At 62.7% G+C, this 15002-nt stretch carries 16 protein-coding genes; 5 read left to right on the top strand and 11 right to left on the bottom strand.

What is annotated here, in order from left to right:
• Positions 1-117 precede the first annotated feature (117 nt).
• Positions 118-546, top strand: coding sequence for a hypothetical protein (locus DDE75_RS02540; protein ID WP_108500788.1), 429 nt, complete (start codon positions 118-120; stop codon positions 544-546).
• 71 nt (positions 547-617) lie between these two features.
• Here the strand turns inward: DDE75_RS02540 and DDE75_RS02535 are convergent, their stop codons facing one another.
• The 7 genes from DDE75_RS02535 to DDE75_RS02505 all read right to left on the bottom strand — a co-directional run bounded on the left by DDE75_RS02535 (position 618) and on the right by DDE75_RS02505 (position 7306).
• A complete protein-coding gene (locus DDE75_RS02535) occupies positions 618-1268 on the bottom strand; it encodes a PqiC family protein (protein ID WP_108500787.1) in 651 nt (216 codons plus the stop codon).
• Positions 1269-1271: 3 nt separating this feature from the next.
• On the bottom strand, positions 1272-3326 hold the full coding sequence (locus DDE75_RS02530; RefSeq protein ID WP_108500786.1) for a PqiB family protein: 2055 nt from the start codon (positions 3324-3326) through the stop codon (positions 1272-1274).
• Between the two features lie 43 nt (positions 3327-3369).
• Complete coding sequence (locus tag DDE75_RS02525) at positions 3370-4026, bottom strand: paraquat-inducible protein A (RefSeq protein WP_108500785.1); 657 nt, start codon at positions 4024-4026, stop codon at positions 3370-3372.
• Positions 4023-4703 (bottom strand): paraquat-inducible protein A, encoded by a 681-nt coding sequence (locus DDE75_RS02520; RefSeq protein WP_108500784.1) that lies wholly within the window; start codon positions 4701-4703, stop codon positions 4023-4025. The genes DDE75_RS02525 and DDE75_RS02520 overlap by 4 nt, the downstream gene beginning before the upstream one ends.
• A gap of 70 nt (positions 4704-4773) precedes the next feature.
• A complete protein-coding gene (locus DDE75_RS02515; RefSeq protein ID WP_108500783.1) occupies positions 4774-6564 on the bottom strand; it encodes a sensor histidine kinase in 1791 nt (596 codons plus the stop codon).
• Positions 6565-6573: 9 nt separating this feature from the next.
• The gene (locus DDE75_RS02510) at positions 6574-7140 is read right to left on the bottom strand and encodes an RNA polymerase sigma factor (RefSeq protein ID WP_108500782.1); all 567 of its coding nucleotides are present in this window, start codon (positions 7138-7140) and stop codon (positions 6574-6576) included.
• Positions 7141-7195: 55 nt separating this feature from the next.
• Positions 7196-7306: a NepR family anti-sigma factor gene (locus DDE75_RS02505; protein ID WP_245894589.1), complete on the bottom strand. Its 111-nt coding sequence runs from the start codon at positions 7304-7306 to the stop codon at positions 7196-7198.
• Positions 7307-7438: 132 nt separating this feature from the next.
• On the opposite strand from DDE75_RS02505, the gene DDE75_RS02500 reads away from it, so the two are divergent.
• On the top strand, positions 7439-8242 hold the full coding sequence (locus tag DDE75_RS02500) for a response regulator (RefSeq protein ID WP_108500780.1): 804 nt from the start codon (positions 7439-7441) through the stop codon (positions 8240-8242).
• A 33-nt stretch (positions 8243-8275) separates the two neighbouring features.
• Here the strand turns inward: DDE75_RS02500 and DDE75_RS02495 are convergent, their stop codons facing one another.
• From DDE75_RS02495 to DDE75_RS02480, 4 genes are all read right to left on the bottom strand, one after another.
• Positions 8276-9166 carry a YihY/virulence factor BrkB family protein gene (locus tag DDE75_RS02495; protein WP_108500779.1) on the bottom strand — a complete coding sequence of 297 codons (891 nt, stop codon included), beginning with the start codon at positions 9164-9166 and terminating at the stop codon, positions 8276-8278.
• Positions 9167-9227: 61 nt separating this feature from the next.
• Positions 9228-9932 carry a DNA polymerase III subunit epsilon gene (gene dnaQ, locus DDE75_RS02490; protein WP_108500778.1) on the bottom strand — a complete coding sequence of 235 codons (705 nt, stop codon included), beginning with the start codon at positions 9930-9932 and terminating at the stop codon, positions 9228-9230.
• Positions 9925-10512, bottom strand: coding sequence for a dephospho-CoA kinase (gene coaE, locus DDE75_RS02485; RefSeq protein WP_108500777.1), 588 nt, complete (start codon positions 10510-10512; stop codon positions 9925-9927). Before coaE ends, dnaQ begins: the two co-directional genes overlap by 8 nt.
• Complete coding sequence (locus tag DDE75_RS02480) at positions 10509-11363, bottom strand: shikimate dehydrogenase (RefSeq protein WP_108500776.1); 855 nt, start codon at positions 11361-11363, stop codon at positions 10509-10511. The genes coaE and DDE75_RS02480 overlap by 4 nt, the downstream gene beginning before the upstream one ends.
• A 516-nt stretch (positions 11364-11879) precedes the next feature.
• Between DDE75_RS02480 and hemJ the strand changes: the two genes are divergently transcribed.
• From hemJ to mnmE, 3 genes are all read left to right on the top strand, one after another.
• On the top strand, positions 11880-12326 hold the full coding sequence (gene hemJ, locus DDE75_RS02475; protein ID WP_108500775.1) for a protoporphyrinogen oxidase HemJ: 447 nt from the start codon (positions 11880-11882) through the stop codon (positions 12324-12326).
• Between the two features lie 128 nt (positions 12327-12454).
• Positions 12455-13726, top strand: a complete 1272-nt coding sequence (gene rho / locus DDE75_RS02470; protein WP_108500774.1) for a transcription termination factor Rho — start codon at positions 12455-12457, stop codon at positions 13724-13726.
• Between the two features lie 10 nt (positions 13727-13736).
• Positions 13737-14999: a tRNA uridine-5-carboxymethylaminomethyl(34) synthesis GTPase MnmE gene (mnmE, locus tag DDE75_RS02465; protein WP_108500773.1), complete on the top strand. Its 1263-nt coding sequence runs from the start codon at positions 13737-13739 to the stop codon at positions 14997-14999.
• Positions 15000-15002 lie beyond the last annotated feature (3 nt).

The raw sequence follows: 15002 nt of genomic DNA, 5'->3' as shown, positions 1-15002 counted from the left end.
TTTCAACCCAAGGCTGCATGTTTCACGGATTTGGCGTGATTCCTTTCACGCCCGTTTCACGGCGCAGGTCCAGAACACCTCCTGACAGCGATGCCACGCCAGACAGGAGCAAGCACCATGAAGGATCAAAGGATTTCCGAATATCGGGCCATGTTCTCGGCCTTGCAGATGCTGGGTGCCAAGCCCGACACCATCGCGCAGGACGATCTGCGCCAGGCGCTGGCGCGTCTTCACGACGATGACGACAGCGGTGGCAAGTCCCGCACGATCCGCCAGTTGCAGCGGGAGAACGCGCTGCTGGTCGATCACGCCGAGATGCTGGCCTGCGCCTTGGGTGCCTGTCCGAACTGCTGGGGCACCATTCCCGACTGCGATGATTGCGGCGGCATCGGCACCCCCGGGGCCTTCAACCCCGACAGGTCGTGCTTCGACCATTTCGTCCTGCCCGTCATCACCCGCGTGCTGGGTCGTGACGAGGATGAGGACCTCAGGATTTCCCGCGACGCATTGCGCCGGGCCGGATTCCCCGCGGGCAAGGTCGTGTAATCAGTACCCTTGATTTTTTTACGCCCGTGGGGATGGGGGTCGGCAGTGAACTGCCGGCCCCTTCTTCATGCCTAGAACAGCGGCGGCAGGTCGAAGGCATCCGCCGCTGCGGGCTGTTGGGTGGCGATGGTCGAGCCGGGACCCGACAGCGTCGCGATCTGCTGGGCCAGCTGGGCGATGGCCTGGCTGGCGGCCGTGGCGGTGGCTGCCGGGGTGGCTTCGGTCATGGGAACGCGGATGTCGAAGCTGCGCGCCTGGTTCGCGCCATTGCCCTTCAGCCCGTCGTCGGACACGAAATACCGCCCCGACAGGCGATAGATGTTGTCGGTCTGCGCCAAGGCACGCTCGACCCGCACCTCCAGAACGCGGGCGGGGGGTTCGGCCAGGGGCCAGGGTTCGCCGATGACGGTGGCCCCCGACACGTCGCTGATGGCGCGCGCCAGGGTCGTCGTGAAGGCCCGCGACGGGGTGTCCGCCCAGAGGCTTTCAGGGTTGGACCGCACCGCGCCATCCTGGGTCTGGAAGGCGACCTCCTGGTTGGCGGCATATTCGGGCAGCGACACGTCCTTCAACTCGGCGGTTCCAAGACGGTTGGCCACGCGCACCCCCTGCGTCGGCGGGTCCAGCAGGAAACGTCCGGTCTTTTCGGGGTCCGAACAGGCCCCCAGCAGGACAAGTCCCGACAGGGCGATCAGCGGCAGGCGAAGGAAGGATGTCGTCATGTCTTATCGTCCCAGGATGAAGGCGCGGGGGTTGCGTTCGATCAGGCGTGCCAGCGATCCGAAGGATTCCGTCGCACGGCGCAATTCGCGCAGCGCCCCGATCAGCTCGTTGTTGAAGGCCGAGCGGTTGCCATAGCTGGCGAACAGCGAATTGGCCTGCGCGGCGGTGGTCTGCAGGCTGCGGACCAGTTCGGGAAGCTGCTGGACGGACCGCTGGATCTCGTCCGCGGCGGCGCTGGCCGAATCCAGCGCGTTGTTCAGGCTGCCGGCCGCATTGCCGTCGCGCAGGTCGTTCAGCAGACCGCTGGCGGCTTCCAGCGTGTTCGACAAGTTGCGCGGCAGGGCCTCGGCATCTTCGCTGCCCAGCATGGCGCGCAGGTCGGCCAGGATGCCCTCGACCTGCAGGCTGACCTCGGCAAAGCCGAATTCCTCGACCGAGGCTGCGGCCTCGTTGATCTGATCGACCATCTCGGGGACGTCGACGGCGGCATCGTTGACCGCCTTGAAGGCGGCGGAAGCCTCGTCCAGCATCCGGGCGATGGTTTCGCCGCTGTCGGCATCACGCAGATCGGTGGTGATGCTGCTGATGTCGGACAGGGCGACATTGCCATCCTCGATCGCCTTGCGCAGGGCACCGGGGATCGCGCGCGTGTCCTGCGAACTGGCGATGGCAGTCACGCTGTCCAGCGCGTCGCGGGCGGAATTCAGCAACTCCTCGATCGGCAGGTTGCCGATGCGGTTGACCAGCCCCTGCGCGCTTGCGGTGAAATCGTCCAGATCACCCTCGACCGAGGGGATCAGCGGCACGGGGTCGGCACCGACATCGACCGTCGCAGGCTGCGCATCGGGGATCTGGACCAGTTCGACCATCAGGCTGGTGCCAAGAAAGCCTGCGCTGGCCACGCGGGCGCGCAGCCCGGACTGGCTGACTTCATCTTCCAGAAGCGCCATCGCGTCTTCGGCGGTCGCACCCTCCGGCAGGCCCATGCGGCGCGGAGAGATCGACATGGTGACCAGCTGCTTGACCTGTGCATCCTCGGCCTCGCCCGTGGTGACATTCACCGCCAGATCGGTGACCTGGCCCACGCGCAGGCCTTGGAACTGGACGTCGGCGCCCTTTTCGAGACCCTGCAGGGAATCGTCGATCAGCATGCCGACGCGCAGGCGGTCGGTGTCGTCGCTGGCAAACAGCGTGCTGCGCGCCATGGCTTCGTCATCCTGCACGGGGAATTCATGCCCTGCATCGATGGGGTTGCCGCCGCTGGTGATCGTGTCAAAGGCCACGCCCCCCTGCAGGACCGAGGACAGTGAGTTGACGTTGAAGCTGATCCCCTGCGCACCAAGCGACAGAGAGAACCCCGAGGTGTCCCAGAAGACGCTGGCGGTGGTCAGGCGGGCATCCTGCGGCGCCTCGATGAAGGCATCGGCCAGCACGCGGTCGTCCTGGTCGGACAGGCGGATGTTTTCCACCCGACCGACCTCGACCCCGCGATAGAGGACGGGTGCGCCCTCGCTCATGCCATCGGCGCTTTTCATCGACAGCTTGACCCAGGTGCCGGGCTGATCGCCGCGCACCAGGGGCGGGCGTTCCAGCCCCTCGAATTCGGTCGCCACCTCGGAGACCTGGGAATCCCAATAGCCCTCGATGAAGGCGCCCGACAGCACCGTATCAAGGCGCGTGACGCCCTGCGCGCTTACCTGAGGCCGGACGATCCAGAAACTGGCGTCGGTGTCGATGTATTGCGCGACATCGCTGTCCACGCGGATCGAGACGATGACCTTCGACAGATCACCGCTGAAGGATACGCTTTCGACCTGCCCGACGGTGATCTCGCGGAAGCGCAGGGTGGTGTCGCCGGGGGTGATGCCGGTGGCATCGGCGAATTCCACCTCGATCAGGCTGCCGCGGTCGCGAAAGGAATTCCAGGCGATGCCAAGCGTCACGATCAGCGCGACGATGGGCACGATCCAGATGACGTTGACCCCTGCCTGCGCCGCGCGCGTGGCCGTCTTGCGGACCGGGCTGGCGGGCTTGGGGGGCTGGGGGGTATCAGTCATCTTCGTCGCTGTCCTTGGCCGTCTTGGTCTGTTTCAGGGCGGATCATTCGCTTTTCGACCGCAGGGGCAGGCCGCGCCAGATCAATCGCGCGTCAAAGCTTTGCGCGGAAAGCATCGTGAAGGCAACCGACAGCGCAAACGAGGCCGCCGCCGGACCGGGATGAACCGATGCCATGAAGCCCAATTGCACCAGCGCGGACAGAATGGCCACCACGAAGACGTCGATCATCGACCAGCGCCCGATGAATTCCACCACCTCGTAGATTTTCAGGCGGGTGTGGGCCTGATCCACGGTGGCGGGTCGACCCGCGACGATGGCCAGCCAGCCGATGGCCACGAATTTGCCCATCGGCACAATGATCGAGGCGACGAAGACGATGATGGCGATGTCGTAGCTGCCGTGGTGGATCAGCTCGAACACGCCCTCGATGATGGTGGATTCCGAACTGCCCGCCAAGCCCGCGAAAGTCTGCGTGCTCATCATCGGAAATAGATTGGCGGGAATGTACATGATCAGCCCGGCGAACCACCAGGCCCAGACCTTCTGCAGGCTGCGGCGGTCCGGCGGCATCAGATGCGCCCCGCAACGCAGGCACTGATCGTGATCCTGCGTCCAGACGCGGCCGCAGCTGTGACAACCGATCAGCCCCGCGCGATGGGCGGTCATGACCGGCGCATTGCTTTCCGAAGGCGCGCTCATGCCTTGGCCCTGCGCGGTTTTCCGTGGAATTCGACGGTCTGGCCGGCATCCTCGATCGCGTCCCAGATCGAGGTCTGGCACATGAAGGCGCGGCTGGCGATATTGACGAAGATCAGCGCGCAGAAGGCCCAAAAGGCCGGCCCCAGGTGGACCGAGGCCAGCCCCGCCACCTTGACCAGCGCGACGGCCGTGCCGATGACGAAGATCTCGGCCATGGACCAGGGGCGCATCACCTCGGACCAGCGGAAGGCACGGGCGGCGTGGCGATGCGGCTTGCGGCCCTGCGCCAAGGGTGCCAGCACATAGACCAGCAGGAAGGCACGCGTGATCGGCAGACCGATGATCATCGCCAGCACCGCGATGACCAGGGGCAGCAGCACCCCGTCCGCAAAGGCCAGCGCCACGTCGAACAGCGAACTGGCGTTGCCGAACCCCATCGCCGAGACCTCGAGGAAGGGGAAGAAGACCGCGCCCACCAGCAGCACCATCGAGGTGAAGGACAGCGCGATCAGCTGGACGAAGGCCCCGTCGCGCGGTTTGGCCATGACTGTGCCGCATCGGGTGCAGCGGGCGGTCTCGCCCAGCTCCAGCTCTTCCTCGATGTGCAGGGCGTCGCATTTGGGGCAGGCCATCAGCCCGCGCCCGGTCGCCAGATCATAGCTTGGTTCATGTTCCATGCTGGTCAAGATAGGCCACGGGCATCCCGGCGCAAGCATCGAGGCCCGTCCACGTTGCAGAAATGCCGCCCTAGTGACGCGATCCGGCCTTGGCGGCCGAGGTCAGCACGACATTGCGCACATCGGCATCATGGTTGTGCTGTCCCTGCGTCAGCTTGAAGACCATGGTCAGGACGTAGCTGTCGGGTTCGGAACGCGTCTCGACCTCCCCCTCCAACTGCATCGAGAAGGCCTCAATCAGCTGGGTTCCAAGGCCCGTGCCACCTTCGAACGGGGCCGAGCCGACCGAATTGGCGACCTGCAGCTTGCCCACGCCCGGTTCGGGCGAGGTCAGCGAGACGCTGACCCAAGCGCGCCCGCCGTCCTGCGGCCTGCCCGCGTATTTCAGAGCGTTGGTGAAGGCCTCGGTTGCCAGCAGCGTCAGGGGAACCGCCTGATCGGGCATCATGGTCAGATGCCTGATGTCGGTATGCACCTTCAACCGGTTGCCCGAGCCTTGGGTGACATTGGTCAGCTGGCCGATGATGTCGGTGATCAGCAGGTCGGCATCGACCGCATCCAGCTGTTCGGCCTGATAAAGGTTGCGATAGATGGTCGCCAAGGCCGCCACGCGATCCTGCACCGACCGAAGCACCTGCTTGGCATCGGGATCGTCGATCAGGCGGCTCTGCATGTTGATGATCGAGGCGATGAGCTGAAGGTTGTTCTTGACCCTGTGGTGGACCTCCTTCAGCAGGACGGTCTTTTCGGCGACGGCCTTTTCCATCGCCTCTTCGTCGCGGATCAGGATGCGGGCCATGTTGTGGAAGGTCTGGCTGACGTCGGTGATCTCGGTCGGTGCATCCAACAGCACGGGCGGTGCGCTGACGCGGTTTCCGATGGCAAAACGGCGCATCTGACCCCGCAGGACGGTGATATGGCGCAGCACCAGCCGGAAGACCGCGAAATAGGCGACGGCCAGCGACACGACCCAAAGCGCCGCGGGCAGCAGCACCGCCCCGAAGCGCGAAAGCTGGAAGACGCCCACACCGGCGGTCTGCGGGCTCCAGCTGCCAAGGGCATAGACGAGGCCGGGGATGACGGGAACCACGGTGAAGACGCGGGTTTCCCCGTTGTTCGCGGTGGCGCGGAACGTGCTTTCCCCTTGACCCAGCAACTCGACCAGATCGCGGTCGCGGGGCAACAGGTCATCGGTATTCTCGCCGGTCAGGTCATCTCCGTTCAGCACGCGACCACGACTGTTGAAGGTCATGATGCGGGTGCCTTCGGTGCCGAAATCCATCGCATGCGTGGATCGCAGCAGATCCTGGGACAGCGAAAGTGCGACATACCCCAGCAGTTCGCGATCACGATAGAGCGGCTGCTGGACCACCACGACCGCCTTGCCCGTCACCGCCCCGCGGCGGACCGAAGTGACCGAGGTGACCGGATTTTCAAGAAAGTTCTTCACGACGTCATTGTCGGACAGATCGAAGCCTTCCAAGGCATCGGGGTCCGAACTGCACTGCATGAAACCGTCCACCGGCACGAAGCCCGCGTGGGTGTACGTCCCGCTGCGCTGCATGAAGTTCCGCAGCAGTTCGGCGCATTGTTCGGGACGGTCCATGGTTTCAAGCACCGCCGGTCCCAAGGCATCGGCCGATCCGAGAGCGCTTTGCAGCAGCGCTCTTTCGCCCGATGCAGCGGATGCGGTTCGTCCCAGCAACGCGATCTCGGCGCTGCGTTCGGCCTCTTGCGACAGATGCAGGTTCTGGACCAAAGAGATCAGCCCGATGGGCAGGATCGCCACGGACAGCAGCGCACCAAGCCGAAAGCCAAGCTTGCGCGTGAATTCCAGATGACCTGATATGCGCCGAAGCATCGCCGCAACTCAGCGAGAGCTTGAGTTGTTCTGCGCCATCACCGCCAGTGTCGCCTGATCGGTCATGTTTAGATCTTCACCATGTTCCAGATGCAGCAGTTCGGCCAGCTTGCGACGCCCCCGGTTGGCGCGCGATTTCACGGTGCCAACGGCAACGCCGGTCATGTCGGCAGCCTCTTCATAGGAAAAGCCGGATGCGCCGACCAGGATCAATGCCTCGCGCTGTTCGTCGGGAAGGCGTTCGAAGGCAAAGCGGAAATCACGCAAGGCCAGACGCCCGTCGTGGTCGGGTCGGGTCGATTGACGCGCGGCATGGATGCCGTCGCTGTCGCTGACCTCGCGCTTGGTCTTGCGTCGGGCGGAATAGAAGGTGTTGCGAAGGATGGTGAACAACCATGCGCGCAGGTTCGTGCCCGCCTGGAACTTGTCCATGTTGGTCCATGCCTTGACGATGGTGTCCTGCACCAAGTCGTCGGCCGCCGCACCCTCGCGGGTCAGCGACAGGGCGAAGGCCCGCAGCGCCGGCAGGTGATCGACCAGCTGGTCGCGGGGATCAGGCAGGGCTGTGTTCGTCATGAGGGAAAGGCACCGTGGAGCGAGGGATCGGAAAGCAGGATGGTCCGGGAAATGATCATCCCTGTTCCTTGAGCTTCTGAAGAAGCTCGAGGAAGCGGTCAGGAACCTCGGTGGTGGAATCCTGTTCGTAGACCCGTTTCAAGTTCTCATCGATCTGTTTTTCCACGGCCGCTTTCCTACGGTCATCTCGCTTTGACGTCATAATAATGTTAGTCCCGACAAACTTGTGCGCACAACCATGCAACCGATAGGGGGCCAAGATGGTTCCTTGCAATAGACGAATTAAAAGGACTGTGTGATGACTGCTGCAGATCTGGCCCAATCGATCGGCCAACAGCTTCCGTTCCTGCGCCGCTATGCGCGTGCCCTGACCGGCAGCCAAGGTGCCGGTGACAACTATGCGGCCGCCACGCTCGAGGCGATCCTGTCGGATCGGAGCGTGCTTGACGGTGAAGACGATCTGCGTATCGCGCTGTTCAAGACGTTCCACGCGATCTGGCAAAGCTCGGGCCAACCGGTCGAGGATGCCGACATGACCGCCCGCGAACGCCGTGCCCAGGACCACCTGCGCGGCCTGACCCCGAATTCCCGCGAAGCCCTGCTGCTGCGCACCATCGAGGAGCTGCGCGCCGACCAGATCGCCCGCGTCATGCAGATCGATACCGCCGAGGCCGAGGAACTGGTCCAGATCGCCCTGAACGAGATGGGCAATACCCTGCGCGGCAAGGTCATGGTCATCGAGGACGAAATGATCATCGCCATGGACCTGAAAGGCATCGTGCAAGCCATGGGCCACGAGGTCACGGGCGTCGCGCGCACCCATACCGCCGCCATCGACCTGGCCGGCAAGCACCGTCCCGACCTGATCCTGGCCGACATCCAGCTGGCCGACGGATCTTCGGGCGTCGATGCGGTCAACGAGCTGCTAAGCAGCATGGGCGACATCCCGGTGATCTTCATCACCGCATTCCCCGAACGTCTGCTGACGGGCGATCGTCCGGAACCGGCCTTCCTGATCTCGAAGCCCTATAGCGAGGAACAGGTTCGTTCGGCAGTCAGCCAGGCGATGTTCTTCGCCTCGACCGAGGGCTTGGAAGCCTGAAACGACGGAAGGGCGCCCTCGCGGCGCCCTTTTTCATGACTTCTTCTCGGCCAGAAGTTCATCGAAGCCCCGGCGAGCCTCGCGTGCGGCGCTGAGGCGACGGCGGCGGGCCAGCTCGACATTGATCAGGGCTCCCAGCAGCACCGAGAACCCTGCCAGGTACAACCACATCAGCAGTGCCACGACTGTTCCGATGGACCCGTAAATGCGGTTATAACTGTTGAAGCTGCCCAGATAGGCGGAAAAGGCGATCGATCCGGCGGCCCACAGCATGGCCGCGAACAGCGCCCCCCACGTGAAGATCGGCGTCCGCGGCGTCTTCACGTTCGGACCATAGCGGTAGAGGATGCCGATGGTCAGGATGACCGCCAGGAACATCCCTGCCCATGGCAGCGCCGTGATCATCAGTGACCTGACGGGCGCGACCACGAAGAAATTCAATACCACCGGCACGATCACGATGGTCGCCAGCCCCGCCAGCGAGATTCCGACGATCACCAGCGTCAGGGCATAGGCCAGCATGAAACCGAAGATCGTCGAATGCGCCCTGACCCCATAGGCCGCGTTCAACCCACGGATCAGCGCATCGACCCCCGCGCGCGCGGCGATGGTCGCGATCATGAACGACAGGAAGGACGTCCACCCGACCGAGGTGCGCCCGTTCGAGGTCAGCGAGGTGACCTGGTCGTCCACGATCGTCGAGGCACCCTCGGGCAGGAATTCATGCGCCACATCCAGATAGGTCAGCACGACATCGGGATCGAACCACAGGCTCCACAGGGCGATGATGGCGCCGATGCCGGGGAAGACCGCGAACATGCCATAGAATGCGACGCCCGCCGCGATCAGGGTCATGTGGGTCTGGTCCATGCGTTCGAAGATCGCACCCCAGAAGCTGCCGATATCCCTGAGCCGATCGATCATGCCGTTCCGTTTCCCGTTTCGGCCAGCATGATGCGGGGAAACGATCCGCGCAAGACCGGCGTCAGCCGACCTGATAGCGGGACCAGAGCGAATCCTCGCCCAGCTTGGCGACGAATTCCGCATGAGCCTGTGCCTCGGCCTCGGTCAGGCGGGGCGGCAGGGGGTTTGGACGCTGCGCGCGGGGGCGCATCTGGCCGTCGATGCCGGGTTCGTCATCCTTGCTGCGCGCCTGCGCAAGGACAAGATCCGGCTGACGGCCGCCGATCAGCTCAAGATAGACCTCGGCCAGCAGTTCGCTGTCCAGAAGCGCCCCGTGCAGTTCCCGGTTCGAGTTGTCGACCCCGAAGCGGCGGCAAAGCGCATCCAACGTGGCAGGCGACCCCGGAAAGCGTTCGCGCGCGATCATCAGCGTGTCCAAGGCGCGGTCATAGGGGATCGGCGCATGGCCCGCGCGCTTCAGCTCGGCATTCAGGAATTTCATGTCGAAGCTGGCGTTATGGATCACCAGCTTGGCGTCATCGGCGATGAAATCGATGAAGCCCTGTGCCACCTCGGCGAACTTGGGCTTGTCGGCCAGGAATTCGTCGCCCAGCCCGTGAACCTCGAAGGCGCCCTGGGGCATGCTGCGTTCGGGGTTGATGTAGACGTGGAAGGTCTTGCCGGTCGGCAGGTGGTTGAACAGTTCCAACGCGCCGATCTCGACGATGCGGTCGCCGTTTTCGGCGTCGAAACCCGTGGTTTCGGTATCAAGCACGATCTCACGCATGGGGGGCAACCTCGGAAACGATCTGCTGCACGGCGGCGCGGGCGCCCTGCAGCGTGTCGGTGGGGATGATCCAATCCGCGCGGGCCCGCTTATCGGCATCGGGCATCTGTCGCGCAAGGATCATCGCGAAGGTGTCATCGGTCATGCCGGGGCGTGCCATCACCCGGTCGCGCTGCGTTTCGGCATCGGTCGAGACGACCGCCACGCCGTCCAGGTCCGGCGGGCTGGCGCTTTCGAACAGCAGCGGGATGTCCAGAACCACCAGCGGCGCATCGGCGTGCATGGCAATGAAATCGGCACGATCACGCGCCACCAGCGGATGCACGATGGCCTCGAGCCGCGCCAGCGCCTGATCGTCACGGGCCAACACCTGACGCAGGGCCGTGCGGTCGATCATGCCCCCGGAAAGCGCGGTGGGAAACATGGCCGAGACCGGCGCCACCGCCGCCCCCTGTTCGGCATAAAGCCTGTGCACGGCTTCATCCGCGTCCCAGACCGGATGGCCAAGGTCGCGAAACATCTGCGCGGTGGTGGATTTGCCCATGCCGATGCTGCCGGTCAGGCCCAGCACATAGGTCATTCCAGAACCACGCGGCGAATCTCATCGTCGACTTCGGGACGGTGGCCGAACCAGCGTTCGAAGCCAGGGGCGGCCTGATGCAGCAGCATCCCAAGACCATCGACGACGCGACATCCGCGGGCCTGCGCCTCGGTCAGCAGGGGGGTCATCAGCGGCGTATAGACCAGATCGGTGACCAGCGCGTCCGGCGACAACGCATCCAGCGGCACCCGCAACGGCTGCTTGCCATCCATCCCAAGCGAGGTCGCGTTGACCACCGTCGTCGCCCCTTCCAGCATATTGCCGGCCTGCGCCCAGTCATAGACGACCAGCCTTGCACCGAATTCCGCCTTGATCTGTTCCGCGCGCAGGCGGGTGCGATTGGTGATCCGCAGCTCCTTGACGCCGCTGTCCAGCAGGGACGCCACGACCGCCCGTGCCGCGCCACCCGCGCCGATCACGGCGGCGGGGCCTGCCTCGGGCCGCCAATCTGGGGCGGATTGGCGAAGATTGGCGATGAAGCCATAACCGTCGGTGTTGTCGGCATGGATCTTGCCGTCTGCGCGGAAGATCAGCGTATTCGCGGCCCCGATCAGGGCGGCGCGATCGGTGACCGTGTCGGCCAAGGTCAGCACGGCCTCCTTGTGCGGGATGGTGACATTGGCGCCGACGAAGCCTGCGCGGGGCAGGACGCGAAGAACCTCGGCCAGATGTTCGGGCATCACGGGGATCGGCACGTAATGTCCGGCCAACCCGTAGCGTTTCAACCAATGCCCATGCACGCGCGGTGAACGGGAATGGGCGATGGGCATGCCGATCACCCCGGCCAGGGGGGCATGGCTGATCTGGCTGGCGGGAATCTCGTCCGTCATGGGGACCTTGTCGCTGGCTGGTTGGTATCGCGGGCCAGAGTATGTGCCAAAATCGGTCGAAAAAAGCCCAAAGAATGCACAAGGCGCGGCCTGTGGCGCGGAAGGCGCGTTCGGGTGATCACCATCAGCCCCCGAACCCTGTGGACAAGAGTCGGGGGGAATCGTCCGGGTGCTTGGTGACAAGTCGGTCAAGTCCCAATCGTCATTGAATTTCCCCTTGGAACGAAGGGCGAACCGAAGGCGGTGATCCACAAGTGCACAACTTGATTTCACCGAGATGCTCGATTGTGGACGAATCGTTCGCCGCCTCCTTATCCGCAAAATTATCCACACAAGATAACTTTGTTTACAAAAGATTTTCTCTTCGCGATCTAAATTTTCAACACATTTATCCACAGGTGCTGATTCTGGGGATCGCAAGGTGAAAAACACGATAATCCTGCTATCCACAGCCCCTACTTCAACAACATTCCTTTTCTTCTTTCTTTTATTTAAGTGAGAGGAAGAGAGGTGCGCATGTTCGACTGGCTGTTCGTGATCTATCCATGGGTGAAGGCATTTCACGTCATGGCCGTCATTTCCTGGATGGCAGGGTTGTTCTATCTGCCCAGATTGTTCGTCTATCACGCCGAACGCGGCGCTGATCGGGCCGAGCCGAGGTCCAGCTTCGTCATCATGGAAGACAAGCTTCTGCGCCTGATCATGAATCCGGCGATGATCGCGACTTGGATCAGCGGTCTGACGATGGTGATGACCCCGGGAATCGTCGACTGGTCGATGATTTGGCCATGGGTGAAGGCCGCAGGCGTCATTGCGATGAGCGGATTTCACATGTGGTGCGCCCGCGAACGCCGGTTTCTGGCCATGGGAAAGGCGAAATCCGGCAGGAATTACAGGATGTTGAACGAATTGCCGACCCTGCTGATGGTGGCGATCGTCACAGCGGTGATCGTCAAGTTCTGATCGAAAAGATTGACTCGTCACGGGGTGGGGCTTAAATGCCCCGCAACCCTGGCCGTCCGGCGCAGGATTCCCAACGACACTTTTCCTGTTCCGAACGATTCGTCGTGCGGCCGAAAGTTTGCGCCAATATGACCGAAGAACGCCTCAATCTCTCTGATCTGAAAGCCAAAAGCCCGGCAGACCTGCTGTCGATGGCCGAGGAATGGGAAATCGAGAATGCCTCGACCATGCGCAAGGGCGAGATGATGTTCTCGATCCTGAAGGAGCATGCCGAAGAGGGCTGGGACATCGGCGGTGAAGGCGTTTTGGAGGTCGTGCAGGACGGTTTCGGCTTCCTGCGGTCGACCGAGGCGAACTATCTGCCCGGTCCGGACGACATCTACGTCAGCCCCGACATGATCCGCCAGCATTCGCTGCGCACCGGCGATTCCGTCGAAGGTGTGATCCGTGCGCCCGGCGACAATGAACGCTATTTCGCGCTGACCAAGGTCGAGCAGATCAACTTCGAGGAGCCTGAGAAGGCACGCCACAAGGTGGCTTTCGACAACCTGACGCCGCTTTACCCCAATGATCGCCTGACGATGGAGATCGAAGACCCCACGATCAAGGATCGCAGCGCACGCATCATCGACCTGGTAGCACCCATCGGCAAGGGCCAGCGGTCGTTGATCGTGGCACCGCCGCGCACGGGTAAGACGGTTCTGCTGCAGAACATCGCCAATTCGATCGAGAAGAACCACCCCGAGTGCTATCTGATCGTCCTGTTGATCGACGAACGCCCCGAGGAAGTCACCGACATGCAGCGCAGCGTGCGTGGCGAAGTCGTGTCCTCGACCTTCGACGAACCGGCCAGCCGCCACGTTGCGGTGTCCGAGATGGTGATCGAGAAGGCCAAGCGCCTGGTCGAACATAAGCGAGATGTGGTGATCTTGCTTGATTCGATCACAAGACTTGGTAGAGCATTCAATACTGTCGTCCCCAGCTCGGGCAAGGTTCTGACCGGTGGTGTGGATGCAAACGCCCTGCAACGCCCCAAGCGTTTCTTTGGTGCGGCGCGCAATATCGAGGAAGGCGGCAGCCTGACCATCATCGCCACGGCGCTGATCGACACTGGGTCGCGCATGGACGAGGTGATCTTCGAGGAATTCAAGGGCACGGGTAACAGCGAGATCGTCCTGGACCGCAAGGTCGCCGACAAACGCGTCTTCCCGGCCATGGACATCCTGAAATCGGGCACCCGCAAGGAAGAACTGCTGGTAAACAGCAAGGATCTGCAGAAGACCTATCTGCTGCGGCGCATCCTGAACCCGATGGGAACGACCGATGCGGTCGAATTCCTGATCTCGAAGCTGAAGCAGACCAAGAGCAACTCCGAGTTCTTCGACTCGATGAACGCCTGACGAGGCAGACATGGACCTGATCTTCGCCGAAGCCACCCCGCCCGGGCGGGGGGGAGTTTCCGTCATTCGATTGAGCGGCGATGCCGCCCGGTCGACTGCCGAGGCATTGGTCGGTCCCATGAAGACTGCCCGTCGTGCCTATTTCCGTGATCTTCGTGTTGAAGACGAAACAATCGACCAGGTTCTGGCAATCTGGTTCGCCAGCGGTCAAAGTTTTACCGGGGAAGAGGTCGCGGAATTGCATTTGCACGGCGCACCGGTCATCGCCCGTCGTGTTCACGCAGAGCTGTTCGCAAGGGGCGCCCGATTGGCCGAGGCGGGCGAATTCACCCGTCGTGCGTTTCTGAATGGCCGGATGGACTTGGCAGAGATCGAAGGGCTTGGCGACCTGCTTGCCGCGGAAACAGAGGCGCAGCGTCGGTTGGCGATGCGCGCAACAAGCGGAGAGTTGGCCCGCCGAACCGAAGAGTGGCGGTCCTGGTTGATCGAAGCGGGCGCCTTCGTAGAAGTCAGCGTTGACTTCGCAGATGAGGACGTTCCCGACGAAGTCCCGGAACGGGTTTATGAACTAACGGAGCGTCTCAGGACGTCAATCGAAGTCGAGATCAAGGGTTTCTCTGCCGCCGAACGCATCAGGCAGGGGTTCGAAGTGGCCATCGTCGGCCCTCCCAACGCCGGAAAATCGAGCCTTCTTAATCGCATAGCGAAAAGGGATGTCGCGATCGTCTCTACTGTTGCCGGTACGACCCGTGATGTTCTTGAACTGCGTCTGGATCTAAAGGGGCTGTCCGTTACCCTGTTGGATACGGCCGGTCTGCGTGAATCGGAAGACGAGGTCGAAATTGCAGGGATCGAACGTGCACGCAATCGCGCTGTTACGGCAGACTTGCGGGTGCATTTGTCCGATGACGGAGACTCGGTGCCGGACCTGTTTCAGGACGGGGATATAGTTCTCAAGGGCAAGGCCGATCTGGTCGGCAGTCAAGAAAGCGCGGTGTCTGCAGTTACTGGGGCAGGGGTCGCCAATTTGCTTGATCGGATCTATGATCTGCTGAGCCAGAAAACCGCGGGCGCCGGAATTGTCAGCCACGAACGTCAGTTGAATGAACTGCATTCGGCTGCAGCGTCACTGCAAGATCTCCGCGGTCTTCCTGTCGAGATCCTGGCAGAAGAGCTGCGCAAGTGCGGTCACGCCTTGGACAGACTGCTTGGACGAATCGACGCCGAGGACTATCTTGACAAGATCTTCTCCTCATTCTGCATCGGCAAATAGGGA

Origin of the sequence: Paracoccus indicus (assembly GCF_003056335.1) — a bacterium.
GTDB classification, from domain to species: domain Bacteria; phylum Pseudomonadota; class Alphaproteobacteria; order Rhodobacterales; family Rhodobacteraceae; genus Paracoccus; species Paracoccus indicus.
This window is presented reverse-complemented; position numbering and strand designations above follow the sequence as displayed.